Here is a 20,771-nt window from a genome sequence, read left to right on the forward strand (position 1 = left end):
TGCACAAATGTCAAGGCGCGTTCCGGCTTTTTTAATTCACTGTGAAGTGGAAATTGCATTTCCATGACGGCGGCGTTGCATTCGAGCAACAGTTGGCACCATGCGAAAGGCTCCGAACGCCTTTGTTTCGGCATAAATCCGTAGGCAAACGGGTATCTCCAAACATGCTGGAGCGGGAGAATCAGTTGGACATCAGCATCGAGTTCATGCGGCGCATTGCGCGTGCCGCCGCAGCCGAGACCTTGCCGCGCTTCCGCAACCAGGGCGCGGTCACCAACAAGGAGCGCGGCAGCTTCGACCCGGTCACCGAGGCCGACCGCGAGGCCGAGCGCGCCATCCGGGCGCTGATATCAGCGCAGTACCCCGATCACGGCATTCTCGGCGAGGAACATGGCGGCGAAAACATCTCCAGCCGGCATGTCTGGGTGATCGATCCGATCGACGGCACGCGCGCCTTCATTTCCGGCCTGCCGGTATGGGGCACGCTGGTCGGACTGACGGTCGACGGCGATGCCGTCGCCGGCATGATGTCGCAGCCCTTCACCGGAGAGCTGTTCTACGCCAATGCCTCCGGCTCGCATTATGAAGGTCCCGGTGGCCCGCGAAGACTCGCGACGCGCAAGACGACGAATCTCGCCGAGGCGACGCTGTTCACCACCACGCCGGCGCTGTTCAAGGGAGACGCGCGCCTGCGCTACGACCTGTTCGAGCAACAGGTCCAACTCGCCCGCTACGGCACCGACTGCTATGCCTTCGCCATGGTGGCGGCGGGCAGCGTCGATATCGTCGCCGATCCCGGATTGAAGCCCTACGACATCGTCGCGCTGATCCCGATCATCGAGAAGGCGGGCGGCGTCATCACCACTTTCGAAGGCGGACCGGCGGAAAAGGGCGGCGACATTCTGGCAGCGGCGACACCAGAGCTGCACGCAGCCGCGATGGCGGCGCTGCGCGGCTGAGATTGGCCATTGCTGCCCAGGCAAGATCGTTGCCATACCTCCTGACAGGCTGATGTCAGTTGGCATGCGCTATGAAACGCTGTCAGCCGGGAGGACCATAGATGTCGACGCAGCCAGCAGCCAGCCATTCTGATGCTCCGGCGGACGGGCGGAGCGATTTCGATTTCTTTTTCGGGCGCTGGACCGTCGGCCATCGAAGATTGCAGAAGCGGCTGCAGGGCGACGGCAACTGGGATGTGTTTGGCGGCACGTGCGACGTGCGGCCGATCCTTGGCGGCCTCGGCAATGTCGACGACAATTGGATTGAATTGCCCGGCGGGCCCTATCGCGCCGCCACCTTGCGGACCTTCGACCCGGCGGCGAGGCAATGGTCGATCTGGTGGATCGACGGCCGCAATCCGTCGACCATCGATGTTCCGATGCGCGGCACTTTCGTGGCGGGCGTCGGCACGTTCCTGTGCGAAGACGTCTTCGACGGCCAGCCGATCCAGGTCCGCTTCCTGTGGTCGCGGATCACGGACGGGTCGGCGCGCTGGGAGCAGGCCTTTTCGCCGGACGGCGGCAAGGCATGGGAGACCAACTGGATCATGGATTTCGCCCGCACGAGCTGAAGCCGGACGAGGTATGTGGCTCAGACGTCACCGGTTCCGGGGATGAAGGCATCGAATGCCGCAAGCAACTGCTCGCGATAGAGGTCGGCTTCCTGCAGGATCTCATGGCGGGCGCCGTCGATCATCACTAGCGAGCCGACGCGCAGACGTCTCGCATAGGCTTCGACTGCCCTGGTCGAGACGACCTGGTCGGCGCCGGCGGCGATCATCAGCAAGGGCACCTGGATCTTGGCCATGAAATCCGGGTCGCTGACGATCAAGGATGCCTCCGTGGCCGCCTTCAGCCAGCAGATCGTCGGTCCGCCGAGCGCCAGCTGCGGATAGGTTTCGTAGATCAGCGTATTGCGCCGATAGCGTTCCGGGTCGCTGGTCAGCTTGTTTATGGCGAAGGGCACCGATTCCTTGGGCCGCGGCCCCCATGCGGCATAGAGTCGGCCAAGGCCGAGAAGGCAGAACAGCGAACAGATGCGGCGGACGGTTTTTACCGAAACCGGCAGGTCCGGCACGGTGAAGAACGGTGCGATCAGCACCATGCGGCGCACGCGGTTCGCCATCGAGGGCGCGGCGAGCAGCGCGATCACCGCGCCGGCCGAATGGGCCAGTATGTAGTAGGGTCCTCGGCAATCGGGCAGCACGATCTCTTCGAAGAACTGCTCCAGATCGCCGGTATAGTCGAAGAAGCTCTGGACGTAGCCGCGCTGTCGGTCGCCGATCATCCGGTCGGAAGCGCCCTGGCCGCGCCAGTCGAGGGTTGCCACGCCAAAACCCCGGTCGGCAAGGTTGCGAATGGTCTCGAAATACTTCTCGATGCATTCGTTGCGGCCGGTCAGGACGACCACGGTGCCCTTCATCGGACGGCTAACCGCGGCAAACAGACCATAGCGGATCTTCTTGCCGTCGCGCGTGGTGAAGAAGCCGCCGGCCGTGTTTTCCGGCAGCGGATTTCCCGGAGTTTCGTGGAAGAGAGGGGGCTGGTGGAGAAGATCGGTCATACGGTGTTTGGTTGGTGTCGGTGCCGGCATGGGCGCAAATCAGGCATAAACGCCCATGCGCCAAAAGCAAAGGAATTCGGGACGCCGGGGAGGTCGACCCAGGCAGCGAACAAGTAAGGCCGGAAGCAGCCTTGGCGTGCTTCCGGCCTCTGTCGACCGGGAGGAAGGGACGTTACACCCGGTTCGGCCTCGTCATGTCGCCTTTTCCGGCGACCTGTTCGTGATCTCGAGAACAGTTTTAGTGCCGCCTGGCTGAACGCTCGCCGAAGCCACGGTTCATCTGCCGTTCATCGGCATCGGGACGTGGGCCGGGACCGGTCCCGTTCGGACGCGGGAAAATCTTGAAATGCCGTCGCCGGCTTCCCAAATTTGTCATGCGGTCGCCAATGTCGGGGCCGCTGGCCCATCCGGAACGCCGTTACGGGTTTCGCACCGGCCATACGCAACCTTGTTGCTCAACAGGAGAACACACCATGCGTCACGTTGATTTTTCCCCGCTCTACCGTTCGACCGTCGGTTTTGACCGGTTGTTCACCATGCTCGATTCGCTTGCGCAGCCGGAAGGCCAGACGTATCCGCCTTACAACATCGAGCGCACGGGCGAGGATGCCTATCGCATCTCGATGGCTGTGGCCGGCTTCTCGGAAGATGAGATTTCGATCGAAGCTCACCGCAATGTGCTGACCGTCAAGGGTGAGCGCAAGGAGGAAGGCAATGGCGAAGGCTCCGAACTGCTCTATCGCGGTATCGCCAGTCGAGCCTTCGAGCGCCGCTTCCAGCTTGCCGATCACGTCGAGGTTGTCGGCGCCGCGCTGAAGAACGGCCTGCTCTTCGTCGACCTCAAGCGCAACATCCCCGAAGAGCTGAAGCCGCGCAAGATCGCGATCACCTCGGCTCCGGCCAAGGCCAAGCAGATCGAGGCCAAGACTGCCGCCTAAGCCAGGCAGCTAAACTCCGGGACGCCAACTCCCCGGGAAGAAAGGGCGGTGCAGCAATGCGCCGCTCTTTTTCCTGGTGGGCAAGGCTTGCTATCCGGCGAGCAGGTAGCCGAAACGGTCGACCTCGTCGGGCGTGGTCGAGAAGCTGGTGACAAAGCGATAGAGCGCTTCGTCTTCGCCAATGTAGCTGTCGTAGCCGAGCGGCCTGTGCCAGTCGTGGAAGGCCGCCCCTGCCGCTTGCATTCTTTCGGCCTCGGCCTTTTTCATAACCGCGAAGACCTCGTTCGCCTGCGGCAGCCAGGCCAGCCGGGCCGAAGGGGAATCTTCTATCGCCGCGGCAAGCCGTGCCGCCATCGCATTGGCGTGCCGTGCTGTGTCGAGCCATAGCCCACCCCTGAAATAAGCATCGAATTGCGCGGCGATGAAGCGCGATTTCGAGAACAGCTGGGCCGCGCGCTTGCGCAAAAAGGCCAATTCCTTGGCTCGCTCGAGGTCGAACAGCACGATCGCCTCGGCGCACCAACAGCCATTCTTGGTGCCGCCAAAGGAGAGGATGTCAACGCCGTGCTTCCAGGTCATTTCGGCCGGCGTCGTTTCCAGCGCGACGAGCGCATTGGCAAAGCGGGCCCCATCCATGTGCAGCGGCAGTCCATGCTGCTTTGCGATCGCCGAAATCCTGGCGATTTCGTTCAGCGTGTAGACGGTGCCGACTTCGGTCGACTGGGTGATCGAAACGGCAACCGGCCGCCCGGAATGGACGTTTTCGGGTGCGAAACGGTCCACCGCCCGTTCCAGATTGCCGGCATCGATCCTGCCGAGTGCGCCTTCGACTGTATAAAGCCGCGAACCGCCGGTGAAATATTCCGGTGCACCGCATTCGTCCTCGATGACGTGCGATTCGCGATGGCAGAAGGAAATGCCGCCTGGCTTGTTATAGGTAGTCAGCGACAGCGAATTGGCAGCGGTGCCGGTGGCGACGAAAAACACCGCGACCTCGCATTCGAAGATTTCATTGAAGCGCTGGTAAACGGCCTTGTCGAGGGCACCGTCGCCATAGGCGGTGGAGAAGCCGTCGGCATGGGCCGACAGGCCGGCAGCGATACGGGGATGGGCGCCTGCCCAATTGTCGGAAGCGAAAATCATGCGTCTGCCTATGCTGGGGAAATCGATGCGAGCTTGGCCGCTTTCGCATACCGGCCGCAAGTGGCAGATGCCGAAAATCCGCTAAAGCCAGCGAAACGCATGAGCGTAGATGCAGCGACCGAAGGCTACGCTAACACGGCGTTCCGCGCAATTTTCTGTCGCGAAAGCCTCAAGAATTTTGTGAATCGGTCTTGTGTGCATCCAAAATTTCTGTCATAAAAATTTAGGACAGTAGTGCTGTCTTATTTTGTCGCACAAAACTGGCCGCATTGGCATATGATTGCGCCTCTGCGGCATTGCCGCGAGCGACAGCTAGACAGTCTGGCTCCAGCCTGTACGAATACCATATGCGAACGATGCGGAAAGCCGCACGGTCGGCAAGAATTTCGCAAGACGTGCCGCAAGATTGAAAGGGGAGCCACGCGCTTCCCGACGGAAACCAGCGCCCGAAGGGGACGGAACGGAGGACAGGACGATGACGGACATGACGCCATCTGCGACGAAGGCCGCGCAGACGAAAGCGGCAGCCGTCAAAAATCCGTCCGTGACCAATATTGGGCGAACCAGCACCGGCTATGCCGCGCACGGCCTCTATGATCCGCGCAACGAGCATGATGCCTGCGGCGTCGGCTTCATCGTCAACATGAAGGGCGTGAAGTCGCATCAGATCGTCGAGGACGGCCTTGCCGTGCTCGAAAACCTGACGCATCGCGGCGCCGTCGGCGCGGATCCGCTGATGGGCGACGGCGCCGGCGTGCTGGTGCAGCTGCCGGACCGCTTCTTCCGCGAGGAGATGGCCAAGCAAGGGGTCGAACTGCCGAAGCCCGGCCACTATGCCGTCGGCCATGTGTTCATGCCGCGCGACCCGGAACTGCAGGCGCATATCGAAGGCATCATCGCCGAGGTGGCGCAACTCGAGGGCCAGCCGCTGCTCGGCTTTCGCGACGTGCCGGTCGATAATTCGTCGCTGTCCAAGGCGCCCGACATCGCCGCTTCCGAGCCGGTGCACCGACAGGTATTCCTGGGCCGCGGCGCCGAGATCGAGAACGACGACGATTACGAGCGGCGGCTCTACATCCTGCGCAAGGTCATTTCCGGCCGTATCCACGAAGAGACCAAAGGCGTCGACAACGGCTTCTATGTCGTCTCGATGTCGTCGCGGACCATCGTCTACAAGGGCATGTTCCTGGCCTATCAGGTCGGCGCCTACTACAAGGACCTCACCGACCCGCGTTTCGAGACGGCGCTGATCCTCGTCCACCAGCGCTTCTCGACCAACACGTTCCCGTCGTGGAAGCTGGCGCATCCCTACCGCATGGTCGCCCACAATGGCGAGATCAATACGCTGCGCGGCAACGTCAACTGGATGGCGGCGCGGCAGGCCTCGGTCGATTCCGAACTGTTCGGCAACGACATCTCGAAGCTGTGGCCGATCTCCTATGAAGGGCAGTCCGACACCGCCTGCTTCGACAATGCGCTCGAATTCCTGACGCAGGGCGGCTATTCGCTCGCCCACGCCATGATGATGCTGATCCCGGAAGCCTGGGCCGGCAACAAGCTGATGGGTCAGGACCGCAAGGCCTTCTACGAGTATCACGCAGCCCTGATGGAGCCGTGGGACGGGCCAGCGGCGGTTGCCTTCACCGACGGCCGCCAGATCGGTGCCACACTCGACCGCAACGGGCTGCGGCCGGCGCGCTACATCGTCACCGATGACGACCGCGTCATCATGGCCTCGGAAGCCGGCGTGCTGCCGGTGCCGGAGGAAAGGATCGTCAAGAAGTGGCGGCTGCAGCCCGGCCGCATGCTGCTGATCGACTTGGACAAGGGCCGCATCGTTTCCGACGAGGAGATCAAGTCGGAGATCGCGACCAGGCACCCCTACAAGAGCTGGCTCGCCAACACACAGCTCATCCTCGAGGATCTGAACCCGGTCGAGCCGCGCGCCCTGCGCAGGGATGTCTCACTGCTCGACCGCCAGCAGGCGTTTGGCTACACCCAGGAGGACACCAAGCTGTTGATGTCGCCGATGGCGACCACCGGCCAGGAAGCGGTCGGCTCGATGGGTACCGACACGCCGATTTCGGCAATGTCGGACAGATCGAAGCTGCTCTACACCTATTTCAAGCAGAATTTCGCACAGGTCACCAATCCGCCGATCGACCCGATCCGCGAGGAGCTGGTGATGAGCCTGGTGTCCTTCATCGGGCCGCGGCCCAACATCTTCGATCTTGTCGGCAATTCGCGCCGCAAGCGGCTCGAAGTGCGCCAACCGATCCTGACCAATGGCGATCTGGAGAAGCTGCGCTCCGTCGGCCACACCGAAGACCGTTTCGACACCAAGACGATCGACATCACTTACGGTTCGAATGAAGGCGCGGCCGGCATGCAGGGCGCCATCGACCGGCTATGCGAGCGCGCCGAGGCGGCGGTCGCCGGCGGCTACAACATCATCATCCTGTCGGACCGTCAGCTCGGCCCGGACCGCATCGCCATTCCGGCACTGCTGGCGACTGCGGCCGTGCACCATCATTTGATCCGCAAGGGATTGCGCACGTCGGTTGGGCTCGTCGTGGAATCCGGCGAGCCGCGCGAGGTGCATCATTTCTGCTGTCTCGCCGGCTACGGCGCCGAGGCGATCAATCCCTATCTCGCTTTCGACACGCTGCTCGACATGCACAAGCGTGGCGAATTGCCGGCGGAGGTCGATGCCTACGAAGTCGTCTCCCGTTACATCAAGTCGATCGGCAAGGCCATCCTGAAGGTGATGTCCAAGATGGGCATCTCCACTTACCAGTCCTATTGCGGCGCGCAGATATTCGACGCCATCGGGCTCAAGTCGGACTTCGTGCAGAAGTACTTCACCGGCACGGCGACGCTGATCGAAGGCGTCGGGCTGGACGAGATCGCCGCCGAAACGGTCAGCCGCCACACCGACGGCTTCGGCAACGACCCGGTGCTGCGCAACAGCCTCGAGGTCGGCGGCGAATACATGTTCCGCATGCGCGGCGAGGCCCATATCTGGTCGCCCGACGCAGTGGCGACCTTGCAGCACGCCGTGCGCCAAGGCTCGTGGGAGACGTTCAAGGACTATTCCGCCCAGATCGACAGCGAGACGGCGCAGGCGCAGACCATTCGCGGCCTGTTCAAGATCAAGCTTGCGCAAGAGACCGGGCGTAAGAAGGTCAAGCTCGACGAGGTGATGCCGGCGGCCGATATCGTCAAGCGCTTCTCGACCGGGGCGATGTCCTTTGGCTCGATCTCAAGGGAAGCGCACACGACACTGGCGCGCGCCATGAACGCCATCGGCGGCAAGTCGAACACCGGCGAGGGCGGCGAAGAGGCCGACCGCTATCTGCCACTGCCGGGCGGCGGCAAGAACCCCGAACGCTCGGCAATCAAGCAGGTCGCTTCGGGACGCTTTGGCGTCACGGCCGAGTATCTGGTCAATTCCGACATGATGCAGATCAAGGTCGCGCAAGGGGCGAAGCCCGGCGAGGGCGGCCAGCTGCCGGGCCACAAGGTCGATGCGACCATAGCAAAGGTCAGGCACTCGACGCCGGGCGTCGGCCTGATCTCGCCGCCGCCGCATCACGACATCTATTCGATCGAGGATCTGGCGCAGCTCATCTACGACCTGAAGAACGTCAATCCGGTGGCCGACGTATCGGTCAAGCTGGTCTCGGAAGTCGGCGTCGGCACGGTTGCGGCCGGCGTCGCCAAGGCGCGTGCCGACCACATCACCATATCAGGCTATGACGGCGGCACCGGTGCCTCGCCGCTGACCTCGCTCAAGCATGCCGGCAGCCCGTGGGAGATGGGCCTTGCCGAGACGCACCAGACGCTGGTGCTCAACGGCCTCAGGTCGCGCGTCGCGCTGCAGGTCGATGGCGGCCTGCGCACCGGGCGTGACGTCATTATCGGCGCACTGCTCGGCGCCGACGAGTTCGGCTTTTCGACCGCGCCGTTGATCGCGGCCGGCTGCATCATGATGCGCAAGTGCCATCTCAACACCTGCCCCGTCGGCGTCGCGACACAGGACCCGGTGCTGCGCAAGCGCTTCAAGGGCACGCCCGAGCACGTCATCAACTTCTTCTTCTATGTGGCGGAAGAGGTGCGGGCGCTGCTTGCCGAGATGGGCTACACCCATCTCGACCAGATCATCGGCGACACCGACCTTCTGGAAAAGCGCGAGCTGATCCAGCACTGGAAGGCACGCGGGCTCGACTTCAGCAAGATGTTCTACAAGCCCGATGCGCCGCACGAGGCGGTGCACTGGACCGAGCGGCAGAAGCATCCGATCGACGACGTGCTCGACCGCAAGCTGATCGAACTCGCAAAGCCGGCGCTCGAAGCCAGGCAGCCGGTCAGTATCGAACTGCCGATCCGCAACGTCGACCGTTCGACCGGCGCCATGCTGTCGGGCGAGGTGGCAAAGCGCTTCAAGCACAAGGGACTGCGCGAGGACACGATCTCGGTCAAGCTCACCGGCACGGCCGGCCAGTCCTTTGGCGCCTTCCTGGCGCGCGGTGTCTCGTTCGAACTTGTGGGCGCTGCCAACGACTATGTCGGCAAGGGCCTGTCGGGTGGCCGCATTGTCATCCGCCCGCCGGAGAACACGAAAATCGTTGCTGCCGAGTCCATTATTGTCGGTAATACCGTGCTCTACGGCGCAACCGAGGGCGAGGCCTATTTCTGCGGCGTTGCCGGCGAGCGTTTTGCCGTGCGCAATTCGGGTGTCGCCGCCGTCGTTGAAGGCGTCGGCGACCATGGTTGCGAATACATGACCGGCGGTATCGTCGTCGTCATCGGCCAGACCGGCCGCAACTTCGCCGCCGGCATGTCGGGCGGCGTCGCCTATGTGCTCGACGAGGCGGGTGATTTCGCCGAACGCTGCAACATGGCGATGGTCGAGCTGGAGCCGGTTCCGGAAGAGGACGACCTGATGGAAAAGCTGCTCCACCATGGCGGCGATCTCGACCATAAGGGCCGTGTCGACGTATCCGGCGATATGACCAGCCATGACGAGGAGCGGCTCTATCAGCTGATCTCCAACCACGTCCACTACACCGGCTCGGTACGAGGTCGCGAAATCCTCGACGACTGGGCGACTTTCCGGCCGAAATTCCGGAAGATCATGCCGGTCGAATACCGCCGCGCGCTGATCGAGATGGAGCGGATGCGCATGAACGTGGCGGCGGAATAGATTTGGAAATTGCCGGGAGGCCGTGCGTCCCGGCAACCATCTTCATCAAGAATCCTGACCTCGGACTGAAGGTTGCCACAGCTGCCTTATGAGGTTAACGGGTGCGTCGCCAGGCGTGCCTTCCGGACAGTAGGGACTGGACTATGGGCAAGGTAACAGGGTTTCTCGAGATCGACCGGCAGGTGCACAAGTACCAGCCGGCTTCCGACCGCATCCGGCATTTCCGCGAGTTCACGCTGCCGATGTCGGACAAGGAGGTCGAGAAACAGGCCGCGCGGTGCATGGATTGCGGCATTCCGTATTGCCATGGACCGACCGGCTGCCCGATCCACAACCAGATCCCGGACTGGAACGACCTCGTCTACAATGGCGACTGGGAAAACGCGATCCGCAACCTGCATTCGACCAACAATTTTCCGGAATTTACCGGCCGCATCTGCCCCGCACCTTGCGAGGAAGCCTGCACGCTGAACCTCGAGGATATTCCGGTCGCCATCAAGACGATCGAGCAGGCGATTGCCGACAAAGCCTATGAAACCGGCCATATCCGGCCCTATCCGCCGGAACGGAAGACCGGCAAGCGCGTCGCGATCATCGGCTCGGGGCCGGCAGGCATGGCGGCTGCCCAGCAACTCGGCCGCGCAGGCCATGACGTTCACGTCTATGAGCGCGAGAGCCGGCCGGGCGGGCTGATGCGCTACGGCATCCCCGATTTCAAGATCGAGAAGCATTATATCGACCGGCGCATCGAGCAGATGCAGGGCGAAGGTGTCAGCTTCCATTGCGGCGTCAATGTCGGCGTCGACAAGCCGGTCGCCGAACTGCTCGCCGAATATGATGCCGTGCTCTATTGCGGCGGTTCCGAAACGCCGCGCCCGGCCAACATCCCGGGCGACGATCTCGACGGCGTGCACGACGCGATGCCCTATCTGGTGCAGCAGAACAAGCGTATCGGCGGCGAGCCGATCCAGTCGGTCGCATGGCCGTCGCGCCCGATCGTCGCCGGCGGCCAGCATGTCGTCGTCGTCGGCGGCGGCGACACTGCCTCAGACTGCGTCGGCACCGCCTTCCGCCAGGGCGCGGTGCGCGTCACCCAGCTCGACATCCGGCCGCAGCCGCCGGAAAAGGAAGACAAGCTGTCGGTCTGGCCCTACTGGGCGACCAAGATGCGCACGTCATCGTCGCAGGCCGAAGGCGCCGAGCGCGAATTCCAGGTGGCGACGCTTGAATTCATCGGCGAGGACGGCCAGCTGACCGGGGTCAAATGCTGCGAGGTCGACGAAAAGCGCAAGCCAATCGCCGGCACCGAATTCGTCATCCGCGCCGATCTCGCGTTCATCGCCATCGGCTTTGCCGGGCCAGCCGCTCGCGGGCCGGTCTCGGAACTCGACGGGCAGATGAAGATCGTCACCGACAGCCGCCGTTCGAAGAATGTCGAGGCCAATGACCGGGACTACAGGACCAGCGTCGAAAGGCTCTATGCGGCGGGCGACGTGCGGCGCGGCCAGTCGCTGGTCGTCTGGGCGATCCGCGAGGGCCGCCAGGCGGCGCGCGCCATCGACGAGGCGCTGATGGGATCGAGCGTGCTGCCGCGCTGAGCCCGTTCCGAAGAGGTTCTGTTTACTGGCGGATCGCCGTCGTCGTATCGGATGCGGCCGCAGTCGCAGGTTGTGTCTTGGGCGGCCAGGAGAAGTCATCGGCGCGGCCCGGTGAGGCGTCGGGCGCCTTGCCCTCGACGATCAGCCTTTCGCCCGGCAAATTCTTGTCAGCTTTTGCCGGCGGGGCGGCGCCGAGAAGTTCCGAGCCGCCGTCCAGCGCCGGATCGCTGAGCAGCATCGGCACGGTGCGATCGACAGCTATCGGTGCGGCAGCAGGTGACGGCGCCTCGACGGGAGCGCCGGCCGGGGCAGACGCTGTCACCACGCTTCCCGGCGCGGCCAGCCCAAGGATCTTCATGAGCGGCTTTTCGGTATAGAAGGCGAGCTTGCGCTTGCCGGCCTTCGACATGTTGATGCCGTCGTCGGAGCGCAGGCGCACCGATTGGCCGTTGATGTCCGGTCCGCTGGTGATGAAGGCGCCGTTCTCGTCGACGAACCCGTCCCAGACGTCGACGAATTCGCCGCCGTGGCTTTCGGTGGACGAGCGGAAGATGTCGTTGAAGGCCAGCATGTCGGAGGTCATTTTCGAGACCCGGAAGGCCGGCATGCCAACCCACAGATACGGCACCTTGGTTGCTGCGATGGCCTTGCCGAACGCTTCGGTCCGGCGCTCGTATTCCTTGGTCCAGTTTTCGGATCGCGGCTGCTCGCGCACATCGCCGACGCGCATCTGCTGCCGGTCGTTGGATCCGAGCATGACGACGACGGCTGCCGGTTTTTCGGCGGCGATCAGCGACTTGACCTGGTCTGGCCAGTTGTAGACATCGTCACGCACGAAGCCGGACGATCCGTTGGCACGGACGACGATCCTGACGCCGGTGTTCTCGGCAAAGGCGGCGTCGAGCCCCTCAGCCAGCCCAGACGCCATGAAATCGCCGACCACCAGAACGACGCGTGCATCCGGCGCCTTCTCGGCCACCGGGGTTGTCGGCTCGGCCGGCGGCGGCCGGCGAACTGACCGGGGCTTTCTCAGCTTGGGCCTGGGCTTTGTTCTCTGGAATTCTCTCTGGAATTCGGGCGGCGGCTGCTCAAACCGCTCGCTTCTGCGCGGAAACAACAGGTCGCGCAGCGACCAGCCACGACTTTCCGGCTCCTGCGCCATGGCCGAGGTATGAAAGGCACTGGCGGCGCCGACTGCCAGAACGGCGATCGCCAGAACCAGGATCGGCACGCGACGAACGATTAACCGGATGCGCGCAGCCGAAACCAATCACCCTCTCCATCCCGCAACCGGCTCTAGTTCTGCCTGAGCCATTTGAGCACTTCCTTGCTCGGATACCCGTCCTGGGTCAAGCCGGCCTTTGCCTGGAAGGCCATGATGGCGGTTTTCGATCCGTCACCGATCTTGCCGTCGAACTTGCCGTCGTAATAGCCGTGCTCGGAAAGTCGCTTCTGAAGCTCCTGCCTTTCCTCGAAGGAGAGCTTGGTAAACGGTCGCTTCCAGTCCTGCACAAGCCCGCCATAGCCGGCAATTTCGTCGGCAAGAAGGCCCACGGCGAGCGCATATTTGTCGGCATTGTTGTAACGCTTGATGACCGAGAAATTCTTGATCATCAGGAAAGCCGGCCCGCCGCGGCCGCCGGGCAGCTTCAACGTCGCCTTGTCCGCACCGTTCTTGAACGGCTTGCCGTTGGCACGGCTGACCCCCAGCGCCTGCCATTGCGACAGCGACTTCGAGCCTCCGGGCAGCTTCTTGCCGTCCGGAAGGCTGACCTCATAACCCCAGGTCTTGCCTGCTTGCCAGCCGTTCTTCCTCAGCAAATTGGCGGCTGTCGCCAGTGCGTCGGGAATCGAATTCCAGATGTCGCGCTTGCCGTTGCCGTCCATATCGACCGCATAGGACTGGTAGCTGGTGGGGATGAACTGGGTATGGCCCATCGCGCCGGCCCATGAGCCGCTGAGATGGCTTTCGTCGATGTCGCCGGTCTGCAGGATCTTCAGCGCCGCGATCAGCTGGGTGCGGGCAAATTTCGCTCGCTTCGGGTCGGCATAACCAAGCGTCGCCAGCGAGCGCACCACATTGCGCATGATATCATCGCGCTTGAGGGTTTCGCCGTAGTTCGATTCCATAGACCAGATGGCCAGCAGGATGTAGCGGTCGACGCCGTATCTTGCCTCGATCCTGTCCAGCCAAGGCTTCCATTTCCTTGCCATCTGCTGGCCGACGGCGACCGACTGGTCATGGACGCGGTTGTCGAAATAATCCCAAGCGGGTGCGGTGAATTCGGGTTGAGTACGGGCCTTTTCCAGCACCACCGGGTCAGCATCGTTGATGCCCTTGAATGCCTGGTCGTAGACGGAGCCGGAAACGCCGCTCGCCACGGCGGTAGCACGGAAGCTGGCGACCCATTGGCGGAAGCCGGCATCGGCAAAAGCCGGCCCGCTGGGCATGAGCAAGGCAAACGAGAGGCTGGCGGCCGTCAGGACGCTGGTGAAGCGCCTTGCGGCGTTGCGAACGGACATCTTTTCCTCCTTCTTCATCTCAGGAAGACTATTCATCGCCGAACCCGGTTAGCATTTGGTTTACCATAGGTGTCGTCCGGGGTGAAAAGATGCGTCAATGCTTTACCAGCTGAGATTTCTGACCCGCCGTTCAGTAATCCTCGATTTCGGCATGAAAATGTCTCGAATCGGGATTGCCGAACAGTCATGCAAATGGATAATTGGCACATGAAGAGAGTTCGCAAGGCAGTGTTCCCGGTTGCCGGTCTCGGCACGCGCTTTCTCCCCGCCACCAAGGCCATTCCCAAGGAAATGCTGACGGTCGTCGACAGGCCGGTCATCCAGTATGTGGTCGATGAGGCGCGCGAAGCCGGGATCGAGCATTTCATCTTTGTGACCGGCCGCAACAAGGCGGTCATCGAGGATCACTTCGATGTCCAGTTCGAGCTCTACGACACGCTTGCGCAGCGCGGCAAGGACGACCAGCTCGCCCGCCTGCAGCGGCTGCAGCCGGCGCCGGGGCAGACCAGCTTCACCCGCCAGCAGGTACCGCTCGGCCTTGGTCACGCCGTCTGGTGCGCGCGCGAGCTCGTCGGCGACGAGCCCTTTGCGCTGCTGTTGCCCGACATGATCATGCAGTCGGAAAAAAGCTGCATGAAGGACATGGTCGAGCTTTACGCCGAGACCGGCAACAACATCGTCGCCGTGCAGGAATGCGATCCGGCCGAGGCGCACAAATACGGCATTGTCGGCCGCGGCGAGGACGCGCATCACGGTTTCCGCATCACCGGCATGGTGGAAAAGCCGAAGACCGGCACGGCGCCGTCGAACCTCTACATCAACGGGCGCTATATCCTGCAGCCGGAGATATTCAAGATACTCGAAGGTCAGGAAAAAGGCGCCGGCAACGAGATCCAGCTCACCGATGCAATGCTGAAGCTGCAGAAGCAACAGTCCTTCTACGGCTACCACTACCGCGGGCGGACGTTCGACTGCGGCTCGCCCGAAGGCTTCGTCGAGGCCAACGTTGCCTTCGCACTGTGGCGCAGAGACATGAATGCCAGCATGGCCGGTGTCATTCGCACGCTTCTCGACGAACTCGCGCCGTCAGAACGCCGCGGCGTAGCCTTGTAGTTTCAACACCGGTTGCCGCGCTGATCGGCTAAAGCGCGCCGCGTTCGACCGGCCTCATGCGACGCGCTTTAGGTTCTTGTTTTACGCAAGTCGTTATCGCAAAACCGCTGCACACTTTTGCGCGACATGCATTTAGCGCTGCAACTTCAAGCCGACGAAGATACTGTTGGCCGTGTAGTCGCGCCCAACCAGGTTGCTGGTCAGTTTTTCAGTCCTGGCGCGGGTGGTGAGCCCGGTGTAGCGGTTCAGCCACCACGTCAGCCCAGCCTCGGCGCTCAGCGTCAAATCATGATCGTCGGAGCCGGTATAGTCGCGCCATTCAAGGCCGAGAGCGGCATTTCCGGTCAGGTTGGCGCGGATCTGCCGCTCGCCGGTGAGGCTGCCGGAATAGAGCATGTCGCCGCTTTCGCCCGCATTCGTCGTGTTCTCGGCGGTCGTCTGTGCGGTGAGCCCGATCGTGGTGCCGCGTTCCGGCGACCATTTGAGATCGGCATTGACCGTCGCGCCCGAAATAGCCGGCAGGGCATCGTCGTCGATAGCTTCGCGCAGCCAGCCGACCGAGAACTCGCCGCTAAGCTTCTCGCGGAGATCGAGCTCGACGCCGGCCCGTGCGCCAAGCCTGGTCGAGGAGCGCTGGAAGCCGTTTGGATCGACGCGCAAATCATAAGCGCGCCGGCCGATCTCGATTTCGGTGAACGGGGTGATGGCAGGCGAGATCTCGTAACCGGTACGCAAAATGGCCGTGTAGAGCGTCGAGTCGCGGCCCTTCTGCGACAGCGATCCGCCCGACGAAAGCTTGGCGTCGCCAAAGATGTCGTGCTCGACCGCGCCAGTCAGCGCGAAGCGCATTTTGCCGGCATCCTTCTCGACGGCGAGACTGCCGTTCACGGTCTGGCGCACCGGCTGGCCAACGGCGCCGACGACCGCGTCCGGCGCCGAGGCCGATTCGGGCAAGGCCTCATAGCCCAGCTTGGCGATGGCGCGCAGATCATTGTCGAGATCGATGTTGAGTGTGCCGTCGACGCGGCCTTGCGCCTCGTGAATGTCATAGCCGGACAAGGTTTCGCGGAAGATGCCATAGCCCTCAACCGTCGCCGAATTCTCCCGCCAGTCGGAGACGGCGTTGAAGCGCAGCGTCGTTTCCGACAGCAAGGCCGGCTTGCCGAGGCTGCTCGAATCGGCGTTTGTCGAAGACGTCAGGCCTTGCTCGAGCGTCGGCCGGATCACGAAGGAGCCGAGCTTGATGCCGGTGGCGGCGAACGGGTCGTCCTCGTTCTTGTTGTCCTGGCCTTCGATGGCTTCGGTGCGCTCGGCGCCAGGGTCGAGCTTGAGCCTCTCGGCGGAATCGATGGTGACGGCACGGCGGTTGACCGTATCCTGCTCGTCTATGGCGGCGGTATCGGTGTCGTCGGTCGCCGCCGCGGCTGCAGTCGCGGTTCTCTTGCGCTTCTGGCTGTCAGCGGTCTCGTCTTCGGCGTTGGCCGCATTGGCGGCGCGTTGCGTCGCGCTTGGCCGCCGTCGGGGGGGCGGAGCAGGGTTGTCGGGAAATGGATCGCCGATGGCCGCTGGTTGATCGAAAGTGCCGCCGGTTTTGGCCGCCTCGCCCGTGCCGTCGTCAGGCAACGCCCCTTGGCTGGCCGGGCGATAGGTAGGCAGCGGCGTATTGTCGTTGGCGGTTGCAGCAGCCTGTGCGGCTTGGGTTCCGGCTATGCTCGATTGCCTGATCTTGTACTGCTGGTCGTCCAGGATTGTCGATTCCGAAACCTCGCCGCGCAGCTCGGTTTCCTGGGCGCAAAGCAGTGCCGGCCGCGACAACGCAAAGACACTGGTTGCCAGCAGCAAAGCGCAAACCGCCTTGCCCTTTCGTCCCATTTTGTTTTGAGGCTGAAACCCGGACATCGGCACCACTGCTTGCGCGGCGCACGCGCGCCATACTTACGAAACCGTAAATGGGGATGGTTAACGGAGCGTTGAGGCATGGCCCGTCAGGAGGTTCGGGACGGCAATTCCGTTGGACAGGCGCGCGCCGAAGCGCTAATCGCATCGTCCATGGACGTGAAATCCCCAGACAGGAAGCGGCATGACGGGCAGGCCGCGATTGCCTCGGCGCTGAGAACCGTGGCGACGGAGCAGGCCGGCGTCGCGGCACTGGCAGACGCTCTCGAAAACGGGCTGGCCGAGCCGTTCGCACGAGCCGTCGGCATGGTGTCGCAGATCGATGGCCGCGTCATCGTCACCGGGGTCGGCAAAAGCGGCCATATCGGCTCGAAGATCGCCGCAACGCTCGCCTCGACCGGCACGCCGGCCTTCTTCGTCCACCCTGCCGAAGCCAATCACGGCGACCTTGGCATGATCGCCAGAAACGACGCCATAATCGCGCTTTCGTGGTCGGGCGAAAGCCTTGAGCTCAAGGGCATCATCGCCTATTCGAGGCGCTTCTCGATCCCGCTGGTCGCGGTCACCGCGGGTGAAAAATCGGCTCTGGCGCGCGCGGCCGACGTTGTGCTTCTGCTGCCGCGAGCACCGGAAGCCTGCCCGCACGGGCTTGCGCCGACGACCTCGACACTATTGCAAATGGTGATGGGCGATGCGCTGGCCATCGCGCTCCTCGAGGCACGCGGCTTCACCCCGGACCATTTCCGCACGTTCCATCCCGGCGGCCAGCTCGGAGCCAACCTGACGCAGATCCGCGAGATCATGCATGTCGGCGACAGGCTGCCGCTGGTGTCGTCAGGTACCGGCATGCGCGAGGCAATCCTCGAATTGTCGCGCAAGGGGTTTGGCTGCGTGGCCGTGACTGCCGCGGACGGCAAGCTGATCGGCATCATCACCGATGGCGACATCAGGCGCCATATCGGCAGCGATCTCCTGGCAATGAGCGTCGATCAGGTGATGACCAAAGAGCCGAAAATGGCCGCGCCCGACACGCTTGTTGCGACGGCGCTGCAGACGATCAACGACTCGGCTATCACCAGCCTGATGGTGGTCGAAGGCAGGCGGCCGATCGGGCTCGTCCATCTGCACGACCTGCTGCGCATCGGTGCTGCCTAGCGGGCTTCTAGACCGCCTCGACCGTCAGTTCCAGGTCGGTATCAGCGGCGCCCGTCACGCGCACTTGCGTGCCGGCCGGCAGGTCAGGGCCGGAGACGCGCCACAACGTGTCGCCCAGCTTTATGCGGCCGCGCCCGTCCTTGATCGGCTCGGCAAGGGTCGCCGTCCGGCCGACCATCTGTGCGCCGCGACGGTTGAGCAGGGGCTGGTCGGTTTCATCATGGCGCCCGCCCACCAGCCGCTTGCCGACATAGGCCGAGACCAGCGACAGCGCGAGGAAGGCGAGGACCTGGACTTGCCAGGTCCAGAAACCGGCATCCCAGACGAGCAGTGAGACGACGCCGATCAACAGCGCGGCAATGCCGATCCACAGCATGAAAATGCCCGGCGCGATGACCTCCATTACCAGCAGGACGAAGCCGAGGACCATCCAGCTCCACGGGCCGAGTTCAGAAACAATGCGGTCGAGCATGGCTGTGGCCTCAGGTTTCGCTCGGACGAACGACCGGCGGGCGGGCGGCCTGTCGTGCGGCACCGGCGGTGCCTTCGCTTCGGAAAACTTCCTTGGCGATTTCGCCAATACCGCCGAGCGTGCCGATCAGCGATGAGGCCTCCATCGGCATCAGCACGAGTTTGCTATTTGTCGCTGAGCCGATCTTGGTCAGCGCTTCGGTGTATTTCAGCGCGACGAAGTAGTTGAGCGCCTGCACGTCGCCTTTGGAAATCGCCTCCGACACCACCTGCGTGGCGCGTGCTTCAGCCTCGGCCGAGCGCTCGCGCGCCTCGGCATCGCGGAAGGCGGCTTCCTTGCGGCCTTCGGCCTCCAGGATCTGCGATTGCTTGAGGCCTTCGGCGGCGAGGATCTGCGCGCGCTTATTGCGCTCGGCCATCATCTGTCGGCCCATCGATTCGACGAGATTGGCCGGCGGGTTGATGTCCTTGATCTCGACACGAGTGATCTTGATGCCCCAGGGGTGCGCCGCCTCGTCAACGACGCGCAGCAGGCGCTCGTTGATGGCGTCGCGGTTCGACAAAAGTTCGTCGAGGTCCATCGAGCCCATCACGGTGCGGATGTTGGTCATCGTGAGATTGAGAATCGCATTCTGCAGGCCGGAGACCTGGTAGGCGGCCTGCGCCGCGTTGAGCACCTGATAGAAGGCGATGCCATCAACGGCAACGGTGGCATTGTCGCGGGTGATGATCTCCTGCGTCGGAACGTCGAGCACCTGCTCCATCATGTTCATCTTGGCGCCGACACGGTCGACGAAAGGCACGATCAGGTTGAGGCCTGGGTTCAATGTCTTGGTGTAACGGCCAAAACGTTCGACTGTATAATTATAGCCTTGCGGAATTGTTCGGATGCCCTTGATAAGCACCAGCACGACAAGGGCGACAAGAACAAGAAGCGCGATATCAAAACCACTGAAACCCATTTGGCTCTCCCCTCAAAGGCCGGCCATGTTGGATATTCCACGCGACCGATTCCACCAAACACTTAAGTGTGTTTCAGCAATGTTACAATCAGGTGATCACGGATTGCGGGTGCATAGACGGGTGATCTGTTCAGGCCCAGCCGGACAGCTCGCGCCGCACCATCGCCTCGATCACCGCCATGCCCTCGGCACTGTCGTTGAGGCAAGGGATGTGTGCGAACTTTTCGCCGCCGGCATGATGGAAGGTCTCGGACGCTTCCCTGCCGATCTCGTCCAGCGTCTCGATGCAGTCGACGGAAAATCCTGGATTGACGATGGCGACCGATTTCACGCCTTCGCGCCCTAGTCTTTCGACCGTCTTGTCGGTGTAGGGCTGCAGCCACTCCTGCGCGCCGAAGCGCGACTGGAAGGTGGTAATCAGCTTGTTTTCATCCCAGCCGAGCTTTTCGCGCAGCAGTCGGGTCGTCTCGAGGCAATGGGCCTGGTAGGGGTCGCCCTTGTCGGAATAGGGTTTCGGAATGCCGTGATAGGAAGCGATGACAATTTCCGGTTCGAAGTCGAGGCTCGCCAGATGCTTTTCGATCGAACGGGCGAGCGCCTCGATATAGGCCGGCTCGTTGTAATAGGGTGGCACGCTGCGAATGGCCGGGGCGCGGCGCATCTTCATCAGCGCGCGAAACAGCTGGTCGTTGGCAGTCGCAGTCGTCGTCGCCGAATATTGCGGATAGAGCGGGAAAGACAGGATGCGGTCGCAGCCTTGCTCGACCAGTCTCTCGGCCACGCTCTCGGTCGAAGGGTTGCCGTAGCGCATCGCCCAGTCGACGACGACATTGGGTAGCTCGCCGAACGCGAGCCCGAGCTTCTCGGCCTGGGCGCGGGTGTAGGTTCGCAGCGGCGACTCGTTGCGCTCCCGGTTCCATATCCTGGCATAATTGGCCCCTGATTTCTTCGGCCGGGTGGTGAGGACCACGCCGTAGAGGATCGGATACCAGATCGCCTTGTTGAGCTCGATGACGCGCGGATCGGACAGGAACTCCCGGAGGTAGCGCCACATCGGCTTGAAGCCGGTGCCGTCCGGGGTGCCGAGATTGATCAGCATGACGCCGACCTTGCCGGTCCTGACCAGAGGGCGCCCTGCCGACGGCGAGGCGGCAGTCTTCTCGGCTTTGATTTCAGCAGGGTTGGCAAGCGTCATGAGGTTCTC

At 62.9% G+C, this 20,771-nt stretch carries 15 protein-coding genes; 7 read left to right on the plus strand and 8 right to left on the minus strand.

From position 1 onward, the window contains the following. Nucleotides 1-185 precede the first annotated feature (185 nt). Together hisN and NKI67_RS01045 are read left to right on the plus strand one after the other, a co-directional pair. Nucleotides 186-959, plus strand: a complete 774-nt coding sequence (gene hisN / locus NKI67_RS01040; protein ID WP_352576136.1) for a histidinol-phosphatase — start codon at nt 186-188, stop codon at nt 957-959. Nucleotides 960-1,060: 101 nt separating this feature from the next. Beyond that, nucleotides 1,061-1,570, plus strand: coding sequence for a DUF1579 domain-containing protein (locus tag NKI67_RS01045; RefSeq protein ID WP_352576134.1), 510 nt, complete (start codon nt 1,061-1,063; stop codon nt 1,568-1,570). Between the two features lie 20 nt (nt 1,571-1,590). Here the strand turns inward: NKI67_RS01045 and NKI67_RS01050 are convergent, their stop codons facing one another. Further along, entirely contained in the window at nt 1,591-2,562 is a 972-nt protein-coding gene (locus NKI67_RS01050; RefSeq protein WP_352576132.1) for an alpha/beta fold hydrolase, read from the minus strand. A 473-nt stretch (nt 2,563-3,035) separates the two neighbouring features. On the opposite strand from NKI67_RS01050, the gene NKI67_RS01055 reads away from it, so the two are divergent. Continuing rightward, nucleotides 3,036-3,500, plus strand: a complete 465-nt coding sequence (locus NKI67_RS01055) for an Hsp20 family protein (protein WP_023675381.1) — start codon at nt 3,036-3,038, stop codon at nt 3,498-3,500. 90 nt (nt 3,501-3,590) lie between these two features. Here the strand turns inward: NKI67_RS01055 and NKI67_RS01060 are convergent, their stop codons facing one another. After that, nucleotides 3,591-4,643, minus strand: a complete 1,053-nt coding sequence (locus tag NKI67_RS01060; RefSeq protein ID WP_352644124.1) for a threonine aldolase family protein — start codon at nt 4,641-4,643, stop codon at nt 3,591-3,593. Nucleotides 4,644-5,118: 475 nt separating this feature from the next. Here NKI67_RS01060 and gltB point away from each other — a divergent pair, with 475 nt between their 5' ends. Beyond that, a complete protein-coding gene (gene gltB, locus NKI67_RS01065) occupies nt 5,119-9,849 on the plus strand; it encodes a glutamate synthase large subunit (protein WP_352644125.1) in 4,731 nt (1,576 codons plus the stop codon). A gap of 143 nt (nt 9,850-9,992) precedes the next feature. Further along, nucleotides 9,993-11,447, plus strand: coding sequence for a glutamate synthase subunit beta (locus tag NKI67_RS01070; protein WP_352448228.1), 1,455 nt, complete (start codon nt 9,993-9,995; stop codon nt 11,445-11,447). 22 nt (nt 11,448-11,469) lie between these two features. Here the strand turns inward: NKI67_RS01070 and NKI67_RS01075 are convergent, their stop codons facing one another. After that, the gene (locus NKI67_RS01075; protein ID WP_352644126.1) at nt 11,470-12,717 is read right to left on the minus strand and encodes an SGNH/GDSL hydrolase family protein; all 1,248 of its coding nucleotides are present in this window, start codon (nt 12,715-12,717) and stop codon (nt 11,470-11,472) included. A 26-nt stretch (nt 12,718-12,743) separates the two neighbouring features. After that, nucleotides 12,744-13,970 (minus strand): lytic murein transglycosylase, encoded by a 1,227-nt coding sequence (locus tag NKI67_RS01080; protein WP_352588121.1) that lies wholly within the window; start codon nt 13,968-13,970, stop codon nt 12,744-12,746. A gap of 207 nt (nt 13,971-14,177) precedes the next feature. On the opposite strand from NKI67_RS01080, the gene galU reads away from it, so the two are divergent. After that, nucleotides 14,178-15,083 (plus strand): UTP--glucose-1-phosphate uridylyltransferase GalU, encoded by a 906-nt coding sequence (gene galU / locus NKI67_RS01085; protein ID WP_023675387.1) that lies wholly within the window; start codon nt 14,178-14,180, stop codon nt 15,081-15,083. 132 nt (nt 15,084-15,215) lie between these two features. Here the strand turns inward: galU and NKI67_RS01090 are convergent, their stop codons facing one another. After that, nucleotides 15,216-16,982 (minus strand): outer membrane beta-barrel protein, encoded by a 1,767-nt coding sequence (locus NKI67_RS01090; RefSeq protein WP_352568142.1) that lies wholly within the window; start codon nt 16,980-16,982, stop codon nt 15,216-15,218. Nucleotides 16,983-17,132: 150 nt separating this feature from the next. Between NKI67_RS01090 and NKI67_RS01095 the strand changes: the two genes are divergently transcribed. After that, complete coding sequence (locus tag NKI67_RS01095) at nt 17,133-18,134, plus strand: KpsF/GutQ family sugar-phosphate isomerase (RefSeq protein ID WP_352568315.1); 1,002 nt, start codon at nt 17,133-17,135, stop codon at nt 18,132-18,134. A gap of 7 nt (nt 18,135-18,141) precedes the next feature. On the opposite strand, the gene NKI67_RS01100 is transcribed toward NKI67_RS01095, so the two are convergent. The 3 genes from NKI67_RS01100 to hemH all read right to left on the minus strand — a co-directional run bounded on the left by NKI67_RS01100 (nt 18,142) and on the right by hemH (nt 20,762). Then, entirely contained in the window at nt 18,142-18,606 is a 465-nt protein-coding gene (locus NKI67_RS01100) for an NfeD family protein (RefSeq protein ID WP_352568141.1), read from the minus strand. A gap of 10 nt (nt 18,607-18,616) precedes the next feature. Next, complete coding sequence (locus NKI67_RS01105) at nt 18,617-19,567, minus strand: SPFH domain-containing protein (protein ID WP_352568140.1); 951 nt, start codon at nt 19,565-19,567, stop codon at nt 18,617-18,619. 130 nt (nt 19,568-19,697) lie between these two features. Beyond that, entirely contained in the window at nt 19,698-20,762 is a 1,065-nt protein-coding gene (gene hemH, locus NKI67_RS01110; RefSeq protein WP_352568139.1) for a ferrochelatase, read from the minus strand. Nucleotides 20,763-20,771: the final 9 nt, after the last annotated feature.

Source organism: Mesorhizobium sp. M0408, from assembly GCF_040321495.1.
In the GTDB taxonomy this organism is placed as follows: Bacteria; Pseudomonadota; Alphaproteobacteria; order Rhizobiales; family Rhizobiaceae; genus Mesorhizobium.

What these genes read in the sequence shown, in the direction of transcription:
- NKI67_RS01090 (WP_352568142.1), bottom strand. Translation starts at nt 16,982, where the DNA reads ATGTCCGGGTTTCAGCCTCAAAACAAAATGGGACGAAAGGGCAAGGCG.
- NKI67_RS01105 (WP_352568140.1), bottom strand. Translation starts at nt 19,567, where the DNA reads ATGGGTTTCAGTGGTTTTGATATCGCGCTTCTTGTTCTTGTCGCCCTT.
- NKI67_RS01100 (WP_352568141.1), bottom strand. Translation starts at nt 18,606, where the DNA reads ATGCTCGACCGCATTGTTTCTGAACTCGGCCCGTGGAGCTGGATGGTC.
- NKI67_RS01050 (WP_352576132.1), bottom strand. Translation starts at nt 2,562, where the DNA reads ATGACCGATCTTCTCCACCAGCCCCCTCTCTTCCACGAAACTCCGGGA.
- NKI67_RS01095 (WP_352568315.1), top strand. Translation starts at nt 17,133, where the DNA reads ATGGACGTGAAATCCCCAGACAGGAAGCGGCATGACGGGCAGGCCGCG.
- galU (WP_023675387.1), top strand. Translation starts at nt 14,178, where the DNA reads ATGAAGAGAGTTCGCAAGGCAGTGTTCCCGGTTGCCGGTCTCGGCACG.
- NKI67_RS01070 (WP_352448228.1), top strand. Translation starts at nt 9,993, where the DNA reads ATGGGCAAGGTAACAGGGTTTCTCGAGATCGACCGGCAGGTGCACAAG.
- gltB (WP_352644125.1), top strand. Translation starts at nt 5,119, where the DNA reads ATGACGGACATGACGCCATCTGCGACGAAGGCCGCGCAGACGAAAGCG.
- NKI67_RS01060 (WP_352644124.1), bottom strand. Translation starts at nt 4,643, where the DNA reads ATGATTTTCGCTTCCGACAATTGGGCAGGCGCCCATCCCCGTATCGCT.
- hemH (WP_352568139.1), bottom strand. Translation starts at nt 20,762, where the DNA reads ATGACGCTTGCCAACCCTGCTGAAATCAAAGCCGAGAAGACTGCCGCC.
- NKI67_RS01045 (WP_352576134.1), top strand. Translation starts at nt 1,061, where the DNA reads ATGTCGACGCAGCCAGCAGCCAGCCATTCTGATGCTCCGGCGGACGGG.
- NKI67_RS01055 (WP_023675381.1), top strand. Translation starts at nt 3,036, where the DNA reads ATGCGTCACGTTGATTTTTCCCCGCTCTACCGTTCGACCGTCGGTTTT.
- NKI67_RS01080 (WP_352588121.1), bottom strand. Translation starts at nt 13,970, where the DNA reads ATGTCCGTTCGCAACGCCGCAAGGCGCTTCACCAGCGTCCTGACGGCC.